This is a genomic window from uncultured Algibacter sp., from assembly GCF_963976535.1.
Classification (GTDB): Bacteria; Bacteroidota; Bacteroidia; order Flavobacteriales; family Flavobacteriaceae; genus Algibacter_B.
Window position 1 is genome coordinate 17,018 of record NZ_CAXBLF010000011.1, and the last position, 19,885, is coordinate 36,902.

The 19,885-nt window shown below is 33.0% G+C and carries 14 protein-coding genes; 9 read left to right on the top strand and 5 right to left on the bottom strand.

Going from position 1 to position 19,885, the window contains the following annotated elements; all coding sequences use genetic code 11:
* Positions 1 to 4 precede the first annotated feature (4 nt).
* On the top strand, positions 5 to 382 hold the full coding sequence (locus AAC024_RS05140; RefSeq protein WP_339894143.1) for a LysM peptidoglycan-binding domain-containing protein: 378 nt from the start codon (positions 5 to 7) through the stop codon (positions 380 to 382).
* 150 nt (positions 383 to 532) lie between these two features.
* On the opposite strand, the gene cmk is transcribed toward AAC024_RS05140, so the two are convergent.
* The 4 genes from cmk to AAC024_RS05160 all read right to left on the bottom strand — a co-directional run bounded on the left by cmk (position 533) and on the right by AAC024_RS05160 (position 5,995).
* Positions 533 to 1,228, bottom strand: coding sequence for a (d)CMP kinase (gene cmk / locus AAC024_RS05145; RefSeq protein WP_339894144.1), 696 nt, complete (start codon positions 1,226 to 1,228; stop codon positions 533 to 535).
* Between the two features lie 138 nt (positions 1,229 to 1,366).
* Positions 1,367 to 2,386 (bottom strand): type IX secretion system protein PorQ, encoded by a 1,020-nt coding sequence (gene porQ / locus AAC024_RS05150; RefSeq protein ID WP_339894145.1) that lies wholly within the window; start codon positions 2,384 to 2,386, stop codon positions 1,367 to 1,369.
* Between the two features lie 325 nt (positions 2,387 to 2,711).
* Complete coding sequence (lon, locus tag AAC024_RS05155; protein WP_339894146.1) at positions 2,712 to 5,162, bottom strand: endopeptidase La; 2,451 nt, start codon at positions 5,160 to 5,162, stop codon at positions 2,712 to 2,714.
* A gap of 182 nt (positions 5,163 to 5,344) precedes the next feature.
* Entirely contained in the window at positions 5,345 to 5,995 is a 651-nt protein-coding gene (locus tag AAC024_RS05160) for a rhomboid family intramembrane serine protease (RefSeq protein ID WP_339894147.1), read from the bottom strand.
* A 60-nt stretch (positions 5,996 to 6,055) separates the two neighbouring features.
* Here AAC024_RS05160 and AAC024_RS05165 point away from each other — a divergent pair, with 60 nt between their 5' ends.
* The gene (locus tag AAC024_RS05165) at positions 6,056 to 6,937 is read left to right on the top strand and encodes a lysophospholipid acyltransferase family protein (protein WP_339894148.1); all 882 of its coding nucleotides are present in this window, start codon (positions 6,056 to 6,058) and stop codon (positions 6,935 to 6,937) included.
* Between the two features lie 361 nt (positions 6,938 to 7,298).
* On the opposite strand, the gene glmM is transcribed toward AAC024_RS05165, so the two are convergent.
* A complete protein-coding gene (gene glmM, locus AAC024_RS05170) occupies positions 7,299 to 8,687 on the bottom strand; it encodes a phosphoglucosamine mutase (RefSeq protein ID WP_339894149.1) in 1,389 nt (462 codons plus the stop codon).
* A gap of 74 nt (positions 8,688 to 8,761) precedes the next feature.
* Here glmM and AAC024_RS05175 point away from each other — a divergent pair, with 74 nt between their 5' ends.
* From AAC024_RS05175 to AAC024_RS05205, 7 genes are all read left to right on the top strand, one after another.
* The gene (locus tag AAC024_RS05175) at positions 8,762 to 9,364 is read left to right on the top strand and encodes an acyl carrier protein phosphodiesterase (protein ID WP_339894150.1); all 603 of its coding nucleotides are present in this window, start codon (positions 8,762 to 8,764) and stop codon (positions 9,362 to 9,364) included.
* Positions 9,357 to 11,048 (top strand): gamma-glutamyltransferase, encoded by a 1,692-nt coding sequence (gene ggt / locus AAC024_RS05180; RefSeq protein ID WP_339894151.1) that lies wholly within the window; start codon positions 9,357 to 9,359, stop codon positions 11,046 to 11,048. Before AAC024_RS05175 ends, ggt begins: the two co-directional genes overlap by 8 nt.
* 72 nt (positions 11,049 to 11,120) lie before the next feature.
* Positions 11,121 to 11,843: a hypothetical protein gene (locus AAC024_RS05185; RefSeq protein ID WP_339894152.1), complete on the top strand. Its 723-nt coding sequence runs from the start codon at positions 11,121 to 11,123 to the stop codon at positions 11,841 to 11,843.
* A 580-nt stretch (positions 11,844 to 12,423) separates the two neighbouring features.
* Positions 12,424 to 12,789, top strand: a complete 366-nt coding sequence (locus AAC024_RS05190; protein ID WP_339894153.1) for a hypothetical protein — start codon at positions 12,424 to 12,426, stop codon at positions 12,787 to 12,789.
* Positions 12,790 to 13,191: 402 nt separating this feature from the next.
* Positions 13,192 to 16,023 carry an excinuclease ABC subunit UvrA gene (uvrA, locus tag AAC024_RS05195; protein ID WP_339894154.1) on the top strand — a complete coding sequence of 944 codons (2,832 nt, stop codon included), beginning with the start codon at positions 13,192 to 13,194 and terminating at the stop codon, positions 16,021 to 16,023.
* 108 nt (positions 16,024 to 16,131) lie between these two features.
* The gene (locus AAC024_RS05200) at positions 16,132 to 16,821 is read left to right on the top strand and encodes a TIGR00730 family Rossman fold protein (protein WP_339894155.1); all 690 of its coding nucleotides are present in this window, start codon (positions 16,132 to 16,134) and stop codon (positions 16,819 to 16,821) included.
* A gap of 138 nt (positions 16,822 to 16,959) precedes the next feature.
* Positions 16,960 to 19,785 carry a metalloprotease gene (locus tag AAC024_RS05205; RefSeq protein ID WP_339894156.1) on the top strand — a complete coding sequence of 942 codons (2,826 nt, stop codon included), beginning with the start codon at positions 16,960 to 16,962 and terminating at the stop codon, positions 19,783 to 19,785.
* Positions 19,786 to 19,885 lie beyond the last annotated feature (100 nt).

The following is a 19,885-nucleotide window of genomic DNA, read 5'->3' on the forward strand; positions in this document are numbered from 1 at the left end:
AATCATGGTTAAAGCAAAGTATCAAGACGTGTTAAGCTTGGGTGAAGCATTGAATATTCAAAACGGAAATGTAACAGAAGAAAATGGTGTTCTTAAAATTAAAGGAACTGCTAAGACACCTTATGAAAAGGATATTCTTTGGGATAAAATAAAGGAAATAGGTGGTGACAATCCATCTGATATTATGGCAAACATTACCGTTGCTGATGATAGTGTTTACGCTAGACATACTGTGAAAAGTGGGGAAACTTTAGGGAAAATTGCTATTCAGTATTACGGAAAAGCGTCAAAATATCAAGATATTTTTAAAGCGAATTCGGATATCTTAAAGAATCCAGATGTTATTCATCCAGATCAAGAATTAATTATTCCAAAATTATAAGACTAAAATATTCTGAAATTGAAAAGCGAATCTTTATGCATTTAAAGGTTCGTTTTTTTTTAAATTAACGTCAATGGTAGGAACGAAGTAATCTCATTATTTAGAACTAAAATTAAACAGATTGCCGCACTCTGTTCGCAATGACGAATATTATTCCAAACCTTCAATAGTCATTTTAACCAATTGCAATATTTTATTGAATTGCTCTTCTAAAGTCATATTAGAATTATCAATTTCAATAGCATCATCAGCTTTTACTAATGGCGAATCTTCCCTATTCGAATCTATATAATCTCGTTCTTGTACATTGTGTAGCACTTCTTTGTATTCAACTTTATCACCACGTTCTATAAGTTCTTGAAAACGACGCTTTGCCCTAGTTTCAGCGGATGCTGTCATAAATAATTTGAGTTCTGCATCAGGAAATACAACGGTTCCAATATCTCTGCCATCCATCACGACACCTTTATCTTGGCCCATTCTTTGTTGTTGCTCTACTAACTTTAGGCGAACCTCAGATATCGCTGCTACTTTACTAACAAAACTTGAAACTTCAAGTGTTCTAATTTGCTTTTCAATGTTTATATCATTCAAATAAACTTCGGCAAAACCCAAAGATTCATTATACTTAAAACTGATATTAATATTTGATAATTGATAAATTAAAGCTTCAGAATTAAAATCATCATCATTTATAAGCCCGTTTTGCATTGCATAAAACGTTACCGCCCGATACATAGCTCCAGTATCAACATATACATAACTTAATTTTTTTGCCAGTTGTTTGGCAACGGTACTCTTTCCTGTTGATGAAAACCCATCTATAGCAATGGTTATTTTATTCATTTATCTATAAAGTTTGAAAGTGTCTAAAGTACTTAAAGTACGCTAAAGCGAAAAATACTAATTACTTTAATTATCGCTAAACTAGAAAAACACATTTGAGTGAGACTGAATACTGAGACTGCTTACTGAATACTAATTTTACTGCAAATCTATTTGTAACCCGAAGAAGTTTGAATTTGCAGCACTTGTATATTTTGCATGCGTATAACTAAAACGCATTTTATTCATTTTTATGGAAATACCTGCTGATAGTCCTGAAAAATTTCTTTGATCTACGATTCGCAGATCCTCTCCTCTTCTAAAATTATACCCCAAACGAATATTAAAGCCTCCTTCAGGAAATAATTCTGCTCCAACAATAGTATGTCTGATTACTTGACCTAAAAAACCAACTTTTTCTGAAGATTGATTACCTGATAAATCGCTAGCTATTCTAGCAGGGTTTGGTCTTGAAATTGGCCACTCTTGTAAGTTTTCTAGTGTTACATGCCAACGAATTGGCACATTCTCTAAACGCTGAGACATGCCAAAAGCAACTTCAAATGGTAAACGCTCATTGAGTCCTGCATAAGTAGTAATTTGAGACCCTAAATTCCTAACGACTAAAGTTGCATTAAAGTCTAAATAGTCATTAATATATATAACTCCTAAATCTACCGCAGCTCCAAGTGAGCTATATTGCTCTAATTTTGATGTAATTAATTTTGCACTAGCACCAAAATAAAAATCTGAATAATCTATTTGTGTCGCATAACCAAATGACAATGCGGCTTCGTTTCCTGTAAACGATCCTGTGGAATTTCCAGCTTCATCATACCCATCAAAAGAACCGTAATTTACATAGGTAATGCCAGCATAAAAAGTTTGAGTGCGCCTATCAACAGTGTAAGCATACGAAGCCGTTCCGTAACCAATACCGCCTAAATAACTAGTATAATTCATTGCTAATTGATTATCCATTTCTACATTAATAGTAGCTGGATTAAACATAGCTTGTGTTACATCATAATCTACATTGGTTAACACTTTACCACCCAAAGCCGCTTGTCTTGGAGAAGATATCAAATTAAGAAATTGGTATGTCGTTTCCCCTCCAACCTGCGCCATAGATAGAGAAGTAATAGTTAAACAAAAAAATGTGATAATCTTTTTTAGCATATTTACGATACAAAGGAAATAAAAAATTTCTTCAAAATCTTAATATAATTCAGTTGGATTTACTTATTTATTAATTCAAATTAAATTTTTTATTTAGTTTCCCATTTGCACGGGAATGACAATTTTAAAGGAAATCTAGAAGCGGAACTTCTAGGAATTCTTTTAAAAGTAAATCTATCTTAAAACGATAGCATGTATCTTTTATTTTAATCGAAAAAAAATTCCTCAAGACAGCGTCTTGAGGTTTCTTTTAAAATTGTCATTCTCGCGAAAGCCGGAATCAGAAAAAACCTCGATTAATTTCGAGGTTTTTTCTTGGCAGTATTTATATTTTTTTTGCGTTTTTAACTTTCTGATTTGTAAGTGCAAATTTAATAACATCGCTCATATCCGTTACATAGTGAAATGTTAAGCCTTTTAAATATTCAGGTTTTATTTCTTCAATATCTCTCCTGTTATCTTCACACAACAAAATCTCTTTAATTCTAGCACGCTTAGCCGCTAAAATCTTTTCTTTTATACCACCTACAGGAAGTACTTTTCCACGAAGTGTAATTTCGCCAGTCATGGCTAAGCTTTTCTTTACCTTTTTCTGAGTAAAAAGTGACACTAATGACGTTAACATGGTAACACCTGCACTTGGACCATCTTTAGGTGTTGCACCTTCTGGAACGTGAATATGCACATTATATTTATCAAAAACCGATATATCAATTCCAAATTCATCAGCATTAGATTTGATGTATTCCATAGCAATCGTAGCAGACTCCTTCATGACTTTACCAAGGTTTCCTGTTATGGTCATGGCTCCTTTTCCTTTAGAAAGAATAGATTCTATAAAGAGGATATCACCACCAACACGTGTCCAAGCTAAACCAGTAACAACACCCGCAACATTATTATTTTCATATTTATCGCGTTCAAGCTTTGGTCCGCCTAAAACTTCAATGATAATTTCATTTGAAACTTTAATGCTATAGTCTTCTTCCATAGCAATATTTTTGGCAGCATAACGCACCATTTTTGCTACTTGCTTTTCTAAACCACGAACGCCAGATTCACGCGTATAACCTTCAACAATTTTCTCTAATTGAGGCTTCCCTATTTTTAAATGCTTATCTGTTAAACCGTGTTCTTTTAACTGTTTTGGTAATAAGTGGCGCTTTGCAATTTCCACTTTCTCCTCTATGGTATAACCAGTAACGTTAATAATCTCCATTCTATCTAGCAAAGCAGGTTGAATTGTTGATAAGCTATTAGAGGTTGCAATAAACATAACCTTTGATAGGTCATAACCCATTTCTAAAAAGTTATCATGAAATTCGCTGTTTTGCTCAGGATCCAACACTTCTAACATGGCTGAAGAAGGATCTCCTTGATGCGAGTTTGAAAGCTTATCAATTTCATCTAGAACAAAAACTGGATTTGATGTCCCAGCCTTTTTCAAACTTTGAATAATACGACCAGGCATCGCACCAATATATGTTTTTCTATGTCCACGAATTTCAGCTTCATCTCTTAAACCACCTAATGAAATTCTAACATATTCTCTTCCTAAAGCTTCAGCAATCGATTTTCCTAATGAGGTTTTACCAACACCTGGAGGTCCGTAAAGACACAAAATTGGAGATTTCATATCATTACGGAGCTTTAAAACCGCTAAATATTCAATAATTCTTCGTTTTACATCCTCTAAACCAAAATGATCTCTATCTAGAATTTTCATGGCGCGTTTAAGGTCGAATTTATCCTCGCTAAATTCATTCCATGGCAAATCTAAAAACAGCTCTAAATAATTTCTCTGAATAGAATATTCAGCCACTTGAGGATTCATGCGTTGCATTTTAGCAACTTCTTTTTCAAAATGTTTCGCTACATCTTCATCCCAAAGTTTTTCGCTTGCCTTAGCTTTCATCTCATCAATTTCCTCATCATGACTTACGCCTCCCAATTCTTCTTGAATGGTTTTCATTTGCTGATGCAAGAAATACTCACGCTGTTGCTGGCTCATGTCCATTTGAACTTTAGACTGAATATCGTTCTTAAGTTCTAATTTCTGAAACTCAACATTCATATACTTAAGCGTTGCTAAAGCACGTTTCTTAAGATCGTTGATTTCTAAAAGTTCTTGTTTTTCTGTAACGGAAAGATTCATGTTTGACGACACGAAGTTGACTAAAAACGAGTTGCTTTCAATATTTTTTATAGCGAAGGATGCCTCACTTGGAATGTTTGGACTTTCCTTTATAATTTCTAAAGCCAAGTCTTTAATGGAATCTATAATGGCTGAAAATTCTTTGTTCTTTTGAGCCGGTTTTGCTTCAGGAAGGTCTCTTATCGTAGCATTCATGTATGGATCTTCAGTAAGCACCTCGGCTACTTTGAAACGTTTTTTACCTTGAATAATTACTGTAACGTTACCATCAGGCATTTTCAAAACACGCAAAATTCTAGCTATCGTACCAGTTTCATGAATATCTTTCGCACTCGGTTTTTCAACAGATTCATCTTTTTGAGCAACTACACCAATAACTTTTCCGCCTTTGTTGGCATCATTTATTAGCTTAATTGAAGCATCTCTACCAGCCGTTATAGGAATAACGACACCTGGAAACAACACCGTATTTCTTAACGATAAAATCGGTAAGGTTTCTGGTAATGCTTCATTATTTATAGCTTCTTCGTCCTCTGGCGTCATTAATGGAATTAACTCTGAGTTTTCATCAAATTCCTGTAATGACAAACTGTCAAGGGTCGTAAATTTAGATTTCTTCATATATATATTTAGGTCAATCTGTCATTAAAACAAAATTGATCATTTTTGAGGTTTTATAATAAATATAGTAACATGTTGAATACGAGTTATTTGCAACTAAATCAACATACACAACACCACTATAAATTCAATAGCTATGCCATACGTGAAAATAAATATTCAAAAAATTAAATGTTTAAGTTTTACACCTTCCCCATTTTCTTCAAAACAAATAATAAAGCAATAGGAATAGCCAATAAAAAAATCATCAATAAATTGGTTTCAAACAACCAAGGTGATAACAATAAAGTAATGATATAACCGCCAACTGCCCCACCAAAGTGCGCATCATGACCAATGTTTCCCACCCTGTTTTTCATACCATAAATAGAATACAGCAAATAGCCAATACCAAAGATATAGGCAGGAATAGGAATAGGAATAAAAATTATATAAAGGTTCATTCCTGGTTGTAATAAAATTGCAGAATAAATAATACCACTTACTGCTCCACTGGCTCCTACTGCACTATAGTGATATTCGTTTTTGTGAAAATATAACGATAACAAACTCCCAACTAAAAGGCTTCCAAAATACACAAGAAGAAACTGAATGGGGCTTAATAGTGTTATAACAACATCGGCGAAAAAGTATAGCGATAACATATTGAATAACAAGTGTTGTGTATCTGCATGCAAAAACCCAGAACTAACTAGTCGCACTTGTTCACCACGCTTTACACCTCCTACATGAAATTTATACTTATCAAAAAAACTATAATCGCCAAAACCTTTATAAGAAATAATAACATTTGCTGCAATTATTATAATAGTTACTAAATCTAATTTGCCCATATGGTATAAACGTTTATTCTAAATTAATATATATTTGCGCTACAAATCTAAAACTAATTCATGCAATTTCTAGTTTATATTCTGGTTTATCCTCTTTTATGGATAATATCTATATTGCCTTTTAGATTACTGTATTTTTTGTCCGATATTTTTTATGCAATACTATATTATATTATTGGCTACAGAAAAAAAGTAGTTACGAATAACTTAAAATTAGCATTCCCAGAAAAAACAGATCAAGAAATTGCTTTAATTAGAAAACGGTTTTATCATCATTTTTGTGATATGATGTTTGAAGCCATTAAGTCTATTACTATTTCTGAATCAGAAATGCAAAAACGTTATGTTTTTACTAATGTTGAAGACATTCATACCCTTGAAAAAGAAAACAGAAACATCGTTTTATTAATGGGACATTATGCCAGTTGGGAATGGGTTTTTATCTTACAAACACATGTAAACCATAAAGGTTATGCGGTTTACAAAAAACTTGGTAATAAATATTTTGATGCGCTTGCTAAACGCATACGCGCCAAGTATAACAGTCATTTAATTACTACTAAAGAAACATATTCTACACTTATAAAAGCTAAAAAGGACAAGCAGTTAACCCTAAATGGTTTTGTTTTTGATCAATCTCCTAAACTTAACAAGGCCGTTTATTGGCAGGATTTTATGGGTATAGAAGTGCCTGTGCATGTTGGCGCTGAAATACTTGCTAAACGTTTGGATATGGTTACTCTCTTTTTAAAGGTAAAAAAGATAAAACGTGGGCATTATGAAGCTACTTTTCTTGATATCAATAGACATGCTAAAGACAGTGCAGATTTTGATATTACCGATCTTGCTTTAAAACGTGTTGAAGAGCAAATCCATGAAGCTCCTGAATACTATTTTTGGACGCATAAACGTTGGAAACATCGAGGGAAGAAACCTGGATAGAAAATTAAATACGGTTTCTGTTTTCTTTTATTATTGAATTCAGATTCTTTTTTCAATTCTTAATAATAGTGTAAGTGTGTCACCTCTAGCCCAGTGGAAAGGTCATAAAAATCGATCTGTTTTATAGGTTTCGACTGTGCTCAACCTGACATAAGAAGATAAATTTTCATTCTTATTTAATTACATTAATCGTTAAATCGGACTTACGTTTATAGATTACCTAATTCTCAGTTAATACATGAACCATAGCTGAAAAGTTTAGCACTGATTGAAACGGCATCTTTATTAAAACTTAGTAAACTACAATTTTGAAATAAACCAGTACAGACTGCCACGTCGCTTACTCCTTGCAATGACAGTACTAACTATTAGCAATCTCGCCAATTTCAGCAATAAATTTATCGCCTAAAGCATCGGCTTCTTCTTGAGATTTTGCTTCGGTATAAATTCTAATAATGGGTTCTGTATTACTTTTACGAAGGTGTACCCAACTTTCTGAGAAATCGATTTTCACACCATCGATAGTGGTTAATTGTTCCTTTTGGTAGCGGTTTTCCATGGCTTTCAATACTCCATCAACATCTAAACCTGGTGTTAATTGTATTTTCTTTTTACCCATAAAATAACTCGGATACGTTTTTCTAAGCGCACTTACACTTATTTTTTTATCGGCCAGCAAGCTTAAAAACAAGGCTACTCCAACCAAAGCATCGCGCCCATAATGTGACTCTGGATAAATAATACCGCCATTACCTTCACCACCGATAACGACCTTATTCTTTTTCATGAGATTTACAACATTTACCTCACCTACGGCACTGGCTTCGTACATACCGCCATGTTTTTCGGTAACATCGCGTAATGCTCTAGTAGAGCTCATATTACTTACAGTGTTTCCTGGTGTTATACCCAAAACATAATCTGCGCAAGCCACCAAAGTATATTCTTCACCAAACATCTCACCATGTTCATCTACAAAGGCTAAACGATCTACATCTGGATCTACAACAATACCAAAATCAGCCTTATGTTTTCTAACAGCATCAGATAAATCTGTTAAATGCTCTTTTAAAGGTTCTGGGTTATGTGGAAATTGACCATTTGGCTCACAATACAACTTAATAACATCTACTCCCAAATGCTCTAAGAGTAATGGTATTGCGATACCACCAGTGGAATTCACGCCATCTACAACCACTCTAAAACGAGCTGATTCAATGGCTTCCACGTTTACTAAATCTAAATCTAAAACTTCAATAATATGTAAATCTATATAAGCTTTGTTTCTAGTTATTTTTCCTAAACTGTCAACATCGACAAAAGTCATGTTATCACTTTCGGCGATGTCAAGAATTTTAGTACCTTCCACAGCATCTAAAAACTCTCCTTTTTCATTCAGCAGTTTTAAAGCATTCCATTGTTTTGGATTATGGCTTGCGGTTAAAATAATTCCCCCATCAGCATGTTCCATAGGCACTGCTACTTCTACGGTTGGTGTTGTAGATAAGCCTACATCAACCACATCAATTCCTAAACCAATTAAGGTGTTCATGACTAAATTTTGAATCATTTTTCCGGAAATTCGAGCATCTCTACCCACTACAACTTTGTAGTTTTCCTTAATGCGCTGTTGCTTCAACCAAACGCCGTAAGCAGAAGCAAACTTTACAGCATCAATAGGTGTTAGGTTCTCGCCTACTTGTCCGCCAATGGTGCCTCTAATTCCTGAAATTGATTTTATAAGTGTCATAAATATTTTTATTAAAACGCAAATATAGTATTTCAAAATCGGATTTCTTAAAACGGAATTCGTAAATTTCACCAATGAACTATTTAGCGCATATTTATCTTTCTGGAGATAACGATTTAGTAACTATTGGAAATTTTATTGCAGATGGCATTAAAGGAAAGCGCTATAAAAAATACTCTAAAGAGATTCAAATAGGCATATTACTGCATCGCCATATTGATACCTATACAGATGCACACAAAACCGTAAGGCTAAGTACCAAAAGGCTTCATAAAAAATACAGCCATTATTCTGGCGTTATTGTAGATATTCTTTACGATCATTTTTTAGCTAAAAATTGGGCATCCTATTGTGACACGCCTTTAGATGAATATATAGAAAACTTTTATGATTCTTTGGAAGCTAACTACGATATATTACCATCACGAATTCAAAAAATGATGCCTTACATGTTAGCAGATAATTGGCTATTGAGTTATGCATCTATTGATGGTATATCAAGAGTTTTAGATGGTATGAACAGGCGTACCAAAAATCGCTCTAGTATGAATGAAGCAGTAGTTGAACTTGAAGCCTTCTATACAGAATTTGAAAACGAATTTTCTGCTTTTTTTGATGAACTCATTGCTTCTTCTAAACAAAAATTAAAAGTATTAAACCAAGAATTATATGATTAAACACTTTTTATCCATTACGCTATTAATATGCCTTTTTGTTTCATGCAAAAAAGTTGAAATAGCCCCTGTAAAAGGGCTAATCACAGAACATGCCATGGTAGTTTCTGCGCGTGCTGAAGCTTCTGAAATAGGAAGCGATATGCTTAAAAAAGGAGGAAATGCTTTTGATGCTATGTGCGCTACTCAGTTAGCATTAGCTGTGGCCTATCCTTTTGCTGGTAATATTGGTGGTGGTGGTTTTATGGTTTACCGAAAAGCAAATGGCGATATTGGATCCATAGACTTTAGAGAAAAAGCACCGTTAGCGGCAACAAAAAACATGTATTTAGATGAATTTGGAGAGGTAATCCCCAATAAAAGCATATTAGGGGCAATGGCTGTTGGTGTCCCTGGTACCGTTGCTGGTGTTTTTGAAGTGCACGAAAAATTTGGATCTTTACCCATTCAAGATATTTTAGAACCTGTAATAGCCTTAGCATATCAAGGTGTTACAGTAACTGAAAAGCAAGAACAAAGGATTAAAAAATATCAACCCCTTTTCCTAGAAGCAAACAAACAACCCATTATTTTGGATTCACTTTGGAAAACCAATGACGTTATAAAATATCCTGAATTGGCCAAAACCTTAGAACGTATTTTGAAACACGGAAAAGATGAATTTTATAAAGGTGAAACAGCTAAAATACTTGCAAAATTTATACAAGATAATGGTGGTATACTTACCGAAGAAGATTTAGCAAAGTATGAAGCTAAATGGCGTACTCCAATAACTTTTACTTATGATGATTTAAAAATCATTTCGATGGCACCACCTGCAAGTGGCGGTATTTGTTTAGCTCAAATCATGAAAATGCTTGAACCCTTTCATTTAGATGAATACGGACATAATTCACTAAAAACCATTCAAGCTATAACAGAAGCTGAACGACGGGCTTATGCTGATAGAAGTTTTTATTTAGGTGATCCAGATTTTGTAAAAATCCCAGTTGAAACCTTAATTAAAGAAGATTATTTAAGTGGACGAATGGCTGACTTTTCGTTTGAAAAAGCGACGTTATCAAGCGATGTGAGTCACGGTAATATTAAAATTATCGAAAGTGATGAAACCACCCACTACTCTATTGTAGATCAATTTGGGAATGCTATTGCTGCTACAACCACATTAAATGGTGCTTATGGTTCAAAATTATATTGTTCTGAGCTCGGTTTCTTTCTAAATAATGAAATGGATGATTTTAGTAGTAAACCTGGAGAGCCTAATATGTTTGGACTAATAGGTGCAGAGGCTAATAGTATTGAGCCAGAAAAACGCATGTTAAGCTCCATGACACCAACCATTGTTGAAAAAAACGGTAAATTATATATGACACTTGGCACACCTGGTGGTTCAACCATCATCACATCAGTATTACAAACCATTTTAAATGTTCATGAGTTCGATATGACCATGCAAGAAGCGGTGAATGCACCACGTTTTCATCATCAATGGTTACCAGATGAAATTAGAATGGAACCCAATTTATTTGACAGAAATTTAATAAAAAAACTAGAGGCTTTAGGGTATATTATTAATGAAGTAGATTCGCCTGTAATAGGCAAAGTCGATGGAATACTTGTTTTAGATGATAACACGTACGAGGGTGGTGCCGATTATCGAGGAGATGATGCAGCCGTCGGTTTTTAACCGTTTTCTTTTTCTAAAACCATCATTTTTAATAATTTAGCCCTCAACAAACCCAAAACTAAACCTTTTTTAATGGCGGTTAAACCTAAAAAAAAATTAAAAATAATAGCTGGAGTCATCATTTTTTTGACACTACCAAGCCTATTGTTTTTTGGTTTCCTATACTTTAAATACAACGAAGAATTGCCAACTGGTGCACAAGGCGAACAAGCAGATGCCTTAGCATACAAAATGCTAGATGCTTTAGATTACCAAGCATATAAAACTACCAATTATATCGAGTGGACATTTAAAAGACGACATCACTACGAATGGGATAAAGCCAACAATACCTGCAATGTCTTTTGGAAAGCAAACAAAGTAGTCCTTAATTTAAACGATTATTCAAAAAGCAAAGTTTACATTCATAGTTTCAAGAATGAAAGTGACATGGCTCAAGAACTTATCGAAAAAGCCATTACATACTTTAATAACGATTCTTTTTGGTTGGTTGCACCTTATAAAGTATTTGATAAAGGTGTAGAACGCAGACTCATAAAAACTAGCAACAACAGAGATGCCCTACTAGTAACTTACACATCAGGTGGTTCAACTCCTGGCGATTCGTATTTATGGTTACTAGACAATAACGGCAAACCAACAGCCTTTAAAATGTGGACGTCACTGCTACCGATAGATGGGTTGGAAGCCTCTTGGAGCGATTGGACAACTACCGAAAGTGGTGCACAATTACCAACATTTCATAAACTTATGGTATTAGGTTTAGAGATTGATGGGGTTAAAGGAACAAAATAAGTTAGCAGTATTCAGTTCGCAGTTGGCAGTCATAGCACCTGTCATAATTCATCGGTCTTGTTTCAATTTTTTTATGGCGCATCCCTATCAGGTCAGGCTTTCACTACTCGCTTCCTCCTACGTCGGCGAGCTCAAACACACCGTTCAATCCCTTGCGCACCCATCCGCTAAGTTTAATTTCAAACCTTAAAATAACCTTATTTATCTGCATGATTATTACGATGTGTTGTCCCCTTGAGGAGACTTGAGGGGTGTTTTTCTAACAGCATCAATTAAGTCATAATTAAAATACAGTAATAAGTGTTAAACTTTCGTTAATCCATCTAAAATCTAGATTAATCACAAGCAATAAAGTACCTATTAAAATTTAGAGTTCATTTGAAAAAAAGTATAACTCATTTTAAAAATACTATTTAAAAAACAGGGTATAAATAGTATTCAAACAAATCATTGGAAAATATACCCCATAAAATAGCGGGTACAGCTCAAAATTCAAACAATCAATTCTGATAGTAATACTATTGAAAATAGAAATTTTTACCTCGTATATTAGCAGTAATAACATTAAAATTTAAGCTCTATGAAAAATTTACTTTATCTAATAGTTTTTGTTTGTGGTGTTTCTTATGCTGCAACTAATCCAGAAATTATAAATAACAACGACCCAAAAGTTGGAGATGTATTAAAAATTAAAACTCCAAAAAGTGTTTCATTTAAACATATTAATTTTCCGCGATTAAACTTTATAGTCAAACGAGGTGGTTTAGCAAACTATAAAAGTGTTTATGGAGAACTTGTAATTGTTAAAGAAGTAACTGATAAAAATGGAGTCATTCAGGTGCTTCTTGAAAGAAAAGATGGAAAAAAATTTTTTCGCTATCTCAAACAAGTCACAGCAAATTACACTGAGTCTATTGCAGCTGGTGAAATAGTCAAGGTAGAATAATAAAATCATAAATATTTTAAAGTAGAAGCTAAGTTGCCGTAGCTTCTATTTTTTTTAGTAAATCGAGCTATATTATTCTTAATAATTAAGATTAAAACTAATCATTGTTGTCCGACTAAAAATAGTTCGCTTAAAGAAAACCTTTGCGAACCCTAAGTTTTCAGGGCTTATAAAAAAGAGGGGCTTGCTTTTTGCGATTACTGAAAAATTTTATTTTTTAGAAAGTTATGAATTTAAAAATTACTGTTTATCAATTAGTTACAATCAAGTCTCTGTTCTTGGTTCTAACAGCGAAGCGGTCTTGATTCTTTAATCGGACACTACTAAAAACTAATATAAATTGACAAAAGTGCACACCAAAAATTAACAACTAAAATTGTAACTTTGCACTTTTGTCAATTTATGAGCCAATTCACAGATTTTATTGAAGTAAAAGGAGCCCGAGTACACAATCTTAAAAATATTGATGTATCCATTCCTCGCGAAAAACTTGTAGTTATCACAGGTTTGTCTGGTAGTGGAAAATCCTCATTGGCTTTTGATACTATTTATGCAGAAGGACAACGTAGATATATTGAAACATTTTCTGCCTATGCCAGACAATTTCTGGGTGGATTAGAACGTCCTGATGTTGATAAAATCGATGGGCTCTCCCCTGTTATTGCTATCGAACAAAAAACAACTAGTAAATCACCACGTTCCACCGTTGGAACCATTACCGAGATTTACGACTTCTTGCGCTTATTGTTTGCACGAGCTAGTGATGCCTATAGTTACAATACAGGCGACAAAATGATCAGCTATAGCGATGCCCAAATTAAAGCACTCATTATTAAAGATTTCAATGGAAAACGCATTAATGTGCTTTCACCTGTAATACGATCAAGAAAAGGACATTACCGTGAGTTATTTGAACAAATAGCAAAACAAGGTTTCGTAAAAGTAAGAACCGATGGCGAGATTCGAGATATTGTAAAAGGGATGAAACTAGACCGTTACAAAACTCATGATGTAGAAATTGTTATTGATAGATTAGTTATAGATGATACCATTGATAATGATAAACGCCTTACCGAAACCATCAACACCGCCATGTATCATGGCGAAGATGTGCTTTTAGTCATCGATCAAGACACTAACGAAACGCGCTATTTTAGTAGAAGCTTAATGTGCCCTACTTCAGGTATCTCCTATCCAAATCCAGAACCAAACAATTTTTCATTCAATTCACCAAAAGGAGCTTGTTCTAATTGTAATGGTATCGGAACGCTTTATCAAATAAATGAAAGTAAAATTATTCCAGACCATTCATTATCCATTAAAGCTGGAGCTCTAGCACCTCATGGACCACAAAAAAACAGTTGGATTTTTAAGCAATTTGAAACCATTGCACAACGCTTCAATTTCAAGTTAACCGATGCGTACAAAGCCATTCCTGAAGAGGCAAAACATATTATTTTGTATGGTGGCAATGATAAATTTTCAGTTGAAAGTAAAACATTAGGCGTTACTAGAGATTATAAAATCGACTTTGAAGGTGTTGCCAACTTTATTGAAAATCAATATAAAACTGCAGAATCCAGATCTTTAAAACGTTGGGCAAAAGATTATATGGACAAAGTTGAATGTCCGGTTTGCGAAGGATCGCGCCTAAAAAAGGAATCTCTTTATTTCAAAATAAATAATAAAAATATAGCAGAACTTGCTAATATAGACATTGTTGAACTTGCTGATTGGTTTAATAATTTAAATGAACACCTTTCAGAAAAACAATTAAAAATTGCCGAAGAAGTTGTTAAAGAAATAAAATCTAGACTCCAATTTTTATTGGACGTTGGGTTAGATTATTTAGCCCTAAATAGAAGTTCAAAATCATTATCTGGTGGTGAAGCACAACGTATCAGATTAGCTACACAAATAGGTTCACAGCTGGTTGGCGTACTATATATTTTAGACGAACCTAGTATTGGCCTACATCAACGAGATAATGAAAAACTAATCAATTCATTAATATCCCTTCGAGATATTGGCAACTCTGTAATTGTGGTAGAGCACGATAAGGAAATGATTGAGCGCGCCGATTATGTTATTGATATTGGCCCAAAAGCAGGAAAATTTGGTGGAGAAATTATTAGTATTGGTGATCCTGATGAACTAAAAACACACAACACACTTACCGCAGATTACTTAAATGGCACTAAAGAAATTGAAGTTCCTAAAAAGCGTAGAAAAGGAAACGGTAAGCTTTTAGAGATTAAAGGTTGTACAGGTAACAACTTAAAAAATGTTTCAGTTAAATTCCCATTAGCAAAAATGATTGGTGTAACTGGTGTTTCAGGTAGCGGAAAATCTACGCTAATTAACGAAACCCTCTACCCTATTTTAAATGCGTATTATTTTAATGGCGTTAAAAAACCAATGCCTTATAAAAGCATAAAAGGTTTAGAGCATATTGATAAAGTTATAGATATTAACCAATCACCAATTGGCAGAACACCACGAAGTAACCCAGCAACATATACGGGCACATTTAGTGAAATTAGAGCATTATTTGCTAAAATACCTGAAGCCATGATTCGTGGTTATAAAGCAGGCAGATTTAGTTTTAATGTAAAAGGCGGACGTTGTGAAACTTGCAAAGGTGGTGGTTTACGCGTTATTGAAATGAATTTTCTTCCAGATGTTTATGTAGAATGTGAAACTTGCCAAGGCAAACGTTTTAACCGTGAAACTTTAGAAATTCGTTACAAAGGCAAAAATATTAGTGATGTATTGAATATGACTATGAATGAAGCTGTAGCGTTCTTTGAGCATATTCCTAAAATATATAAAAAACTAAAAACCATTAAAGATGTAGGCTTAGGCTATATCACTCTGGGGCAACAAAGCACAACACTCTCTGGTGGAGAAGCGCAACGCACAAAACTAGCCACCGAACTATCAAAACGAGACACTGGAAATACTTTTTATATTTTAGACGAACCAACTACAGGTTTACATTTTGAAGATATTCGTGTCCTCATGATTGTGCTCAATGAATTGGTCGATAAAGGCAATACAGTACTTATTATCGAACATAATTTAGATGTTATCAAAACCGTAGACCATATTATCGATATTGGTTACGAAGGCGGAAAAGGAGGCGGACAAATAATAGTTGAAGGCACTCCAGAAGCCATTATAAAACACAAGAAAAGCTACACAGCAAAGTTTCTTAAAAAAGAATTAAATTAGCAAGCTTGGTTTTTGACCAAAAAAACAAATGTAAAGATTAATAAGATTTTCGCCGAAGTTTATCTTGAGCGATAGACGAAAGGCGGAAATGAAAAAAGAATAATATCAATGAGAAAAGAAAAACACCACAAAGGCTGGAATGAAATAAAAACAAACGATTCTTGGGCGATTTTTAAAATTATGGGCGAGTTTGTAAATGGTTTTGAAAAGATGAGCAAAATAGGACCTTGCGTTTCTATTTTTGGTTCAGCAAGAACAAAACCAGATCATAAATATTATAAACTTGCAGAAAACGTAGCTAAAAAAATTGTTGAAGCTGGTTATGGTGTTATTACTGGTGGTGGTCCTGGAATTATGGAAGCTGGGAATAAAGGGGCACATTTGGCAGGAGGAACTTCTGTTGGCTTAAATATTGATTTACCTTTCGAACAGCATGATAATCCATATATTGATAACGACAAAAGTTTAGATTTCGACTATTTCTTTGTTAGAAAGGTAATGTTTGTAAAATACTCTCAAGGTTTTGTTGTAATGCCTGGTGGTTTTGGTACTTTAGATGAACTTTTTGAAGCTATGACTCTTATACAAACACATAAAATTGAAAAATTTCCTATTATTCTTGTTGGTACAGATTTCTGGAAAGGGCTTATAGATTGGGTAAAAAAGACACTTTTAGATAGTTTTAATAACATAAGTGCAAAAGATTTAGATCTTATTCATTTGGTTGATACTGAAGATGAAGTTATTACTATTCTTGACAGTTTCTATAAAGAATCTGGGTATAGTCCGAATTTTTAAAAAGATTCACCTTTCACGCTATTGATTATATAATTAATTATGTAGTCATAATAACTATCATGTCAAATTATAAGCCATCATATTTTATTATATTGCACCGCCTTACATGAAATCATTAACCTTAAATGCTATTGAAAATTGAGAATACGCTTTCTTAACTGTATTGTTTTCTTCGCAATCTGCTTGTTATCTTTTGGTCAAAATAAAATTGACCTAAAAGCGGCTTTTGATATAGAAAATAAGCAAATTGCAATTTCGCAAACCATTCAATATCATAACACTACTGATAATGAGTTACAAACCATATATCTAAATGATTGGAATAACAGCTATTCGACTAAAAAAACACCTTTAGCTATTCGTATTGCTGATGAATATAAAAATGATTTTCATCTAGCAAAAAATGAAGATAGAGGTTATTCTGTAATGACTTCAATACAGCAAAATGGTGAGGATTTAATATTTACACAATTAAAAAATCAAATTGATATACTGAAAGTAGAACTAAAAGAACCTTTAAAACCAAATGCATCTTACACTATACATTTAGAATATTTAGTAAAAATACCAAATGCCAAATTTACTAAATATGGTATTACTGATGAAGGCCATGTAAACTTAAGGTACTGGTATATTACTCCAGCAATTTATAATGGAGCGTGGCAATATTACAGTAATAAAAATTTAGATGATTTATTCATTCCAAAAGCTGATATTACTTTAGAAATTGAATATCCGAACGGATACGCATTAACTTCAGAATTAAATTTAAGTAATCAGAAGCAACTAAATAACAATCAAGTAGTTATTGTTAAAGGTGAAAACAGAGTTAATAGCAAGATTTTTTTTAGCAAAAACTCTGATTTTAAGACTTTACAAACTGATGCTTATTCCATTGTTTCAAATATAAACGATGAAGGTCTTGAAGTGATTGACAAAGTATTAATCACAGAAAAAGTTACAAATTTCATTTTTAAAAACTTTGGCGAATACCCACATAAAAAATTACTACTAACTCAAATTGATTATGATAAAGACCCCCTTTATGGTCTTAATTTTTTACCAAATTTTATTAAGCCTTATCCAAATCATTTTCAATACGAATTAAAAATTCTAAAAGTCGCTTTACATAATTATCTTGAAAACACACTTTTGATTAACCCCAGAAAAGAACAATGGCTTTTAGATGGGATTCAAATTTATTATTTAATGAATTATGTAGATGAACACTACCCAAACATGAAGTTTTTAGGAACTATTGCTGATTTTTGGGGAGTTCGGTCATTTCATGCTGCCGACATGAAATTTAATGATAAGTATGTTTTGGCTTTTATGCTTATGGCAAGAACAAATAGAGATCAGCCTTTAACAATGGCGAAAGATTCTTTGTTGAAATTCAATAAAAATATAGCCAATAAATACAAAGCTGGGGTTGGACTAAAATATTTAGATGATTTTGTAAATCGTGATGTTGTTGAAAATAGTATTGAATCATTCGTGAAACAAAAGAAATTAACTCCAACCACAGTTACCGAATTTGAAAACTATATTAAATCTAAAACTAATAAAAATATTAATTGGTTTTTTGAAGATTATTTAACGACTAGAAATAAAATTGACTTCAAAATACGAAAAGTAAAAAAGACTGAAGATTCAATAACGCTAACCATAAAAAATAAGAAAAAAAACAAGATGCCAATTTCCTTATATGCGCTAAGTAATGATAGCATTGTATCAAAAACGTGGGTAGAAAATATAAAGGGTAGTAAAACTATTAAAATACCAAGATTAGATGCTAATAAATTAGTTTTAAATTACGAAAACACCATCCCAGAATTTAATTTAAGAGACAATTGGAAATCACTAAAGGGCTTCTTTTTTAACAATAAACCTTTACAATTTAGGCTCTTCCAAGACATTGAAGACCCTAACTACAATCAGGTATTTTTTATGCCAACTTTTGAATTTAATAACATTTATGATGGTTTCACTTTAGGAGTTAAAGCCTATAATAAAACGGTATTAAGAAAACTTTTCAATTATAAAATTGAACCTCGTTATGCTTTTAAATCAAAATCCTTAACAGGGTCTGCTTCAATTTTTAAAATGCATTACGTACAAGATAAAAACCTATATGCTATTCGCTATGGTATTGCAGGAGGATATAATTCTTATGCTGAAGATTTATTTGTTAGACAGATTACACCTTCTGTTCAATTTTCATTCAGAAAAAACGATGATTTTAGATCGAACAAAAAGCAATGGTTAAGCATAAGACATGTAAACATTCAAAGAGATAAAGATCTTAATAATATTTTAACTACTACAGAACCAAATTATAGTATATTCAATATTAGATATGTTAATTCAAATGATAATCTAATTAACTATAATAAATGGTACACTGATTTTCAGGCTGGAAAAAATTTCAGCAAGGTGTCTTTTAATTACGAATATAGACGACTCTTTGAAAGCAACAGACAAATAAACATTCGAGCATTTGCTGGAGCTTTCTTAAAAAACAAAACAAATTCTGACTATTTTAGTTTTGCTCTAGACAGACCAACAGATTATTTGTTTGATTACAATTACTTAGGGCGCTCTGAACGTACAGGTATTTTTAGTCAGCAATACATTACTGCAGAAGGTGGCTTTAAATCAAAATTAAAAACCCCCTTTGCAAATCAATGGATAACTACTATAAACGCAAGCACGACTCTCTGGAATTATGTTTTAGCTTATGGAGACATAGGATTAGTTAAAAACAAATTAGATGCGCCACATTTTGTTTATGATTCTGGAGTTCGAATAAACTTAGTTACCGACTATTTCGAAATATATTTACCAATATATTCCAATTTAGGCTGGGAAATTGGACAACCTAATTACGACCAAAAAATACGATTTAAATTCACTGCAGACCCTCAAGTTCTTTTAGGTCTCTTTAGAAGACGTTGGTTCTAAAACTTATATTATTATCACTTAATTGTTTTTAAAATTACATAATTCATAAAATTTACAATAAAAATAGTATTTTTTTACGAATTACGTATTATTTTAACAT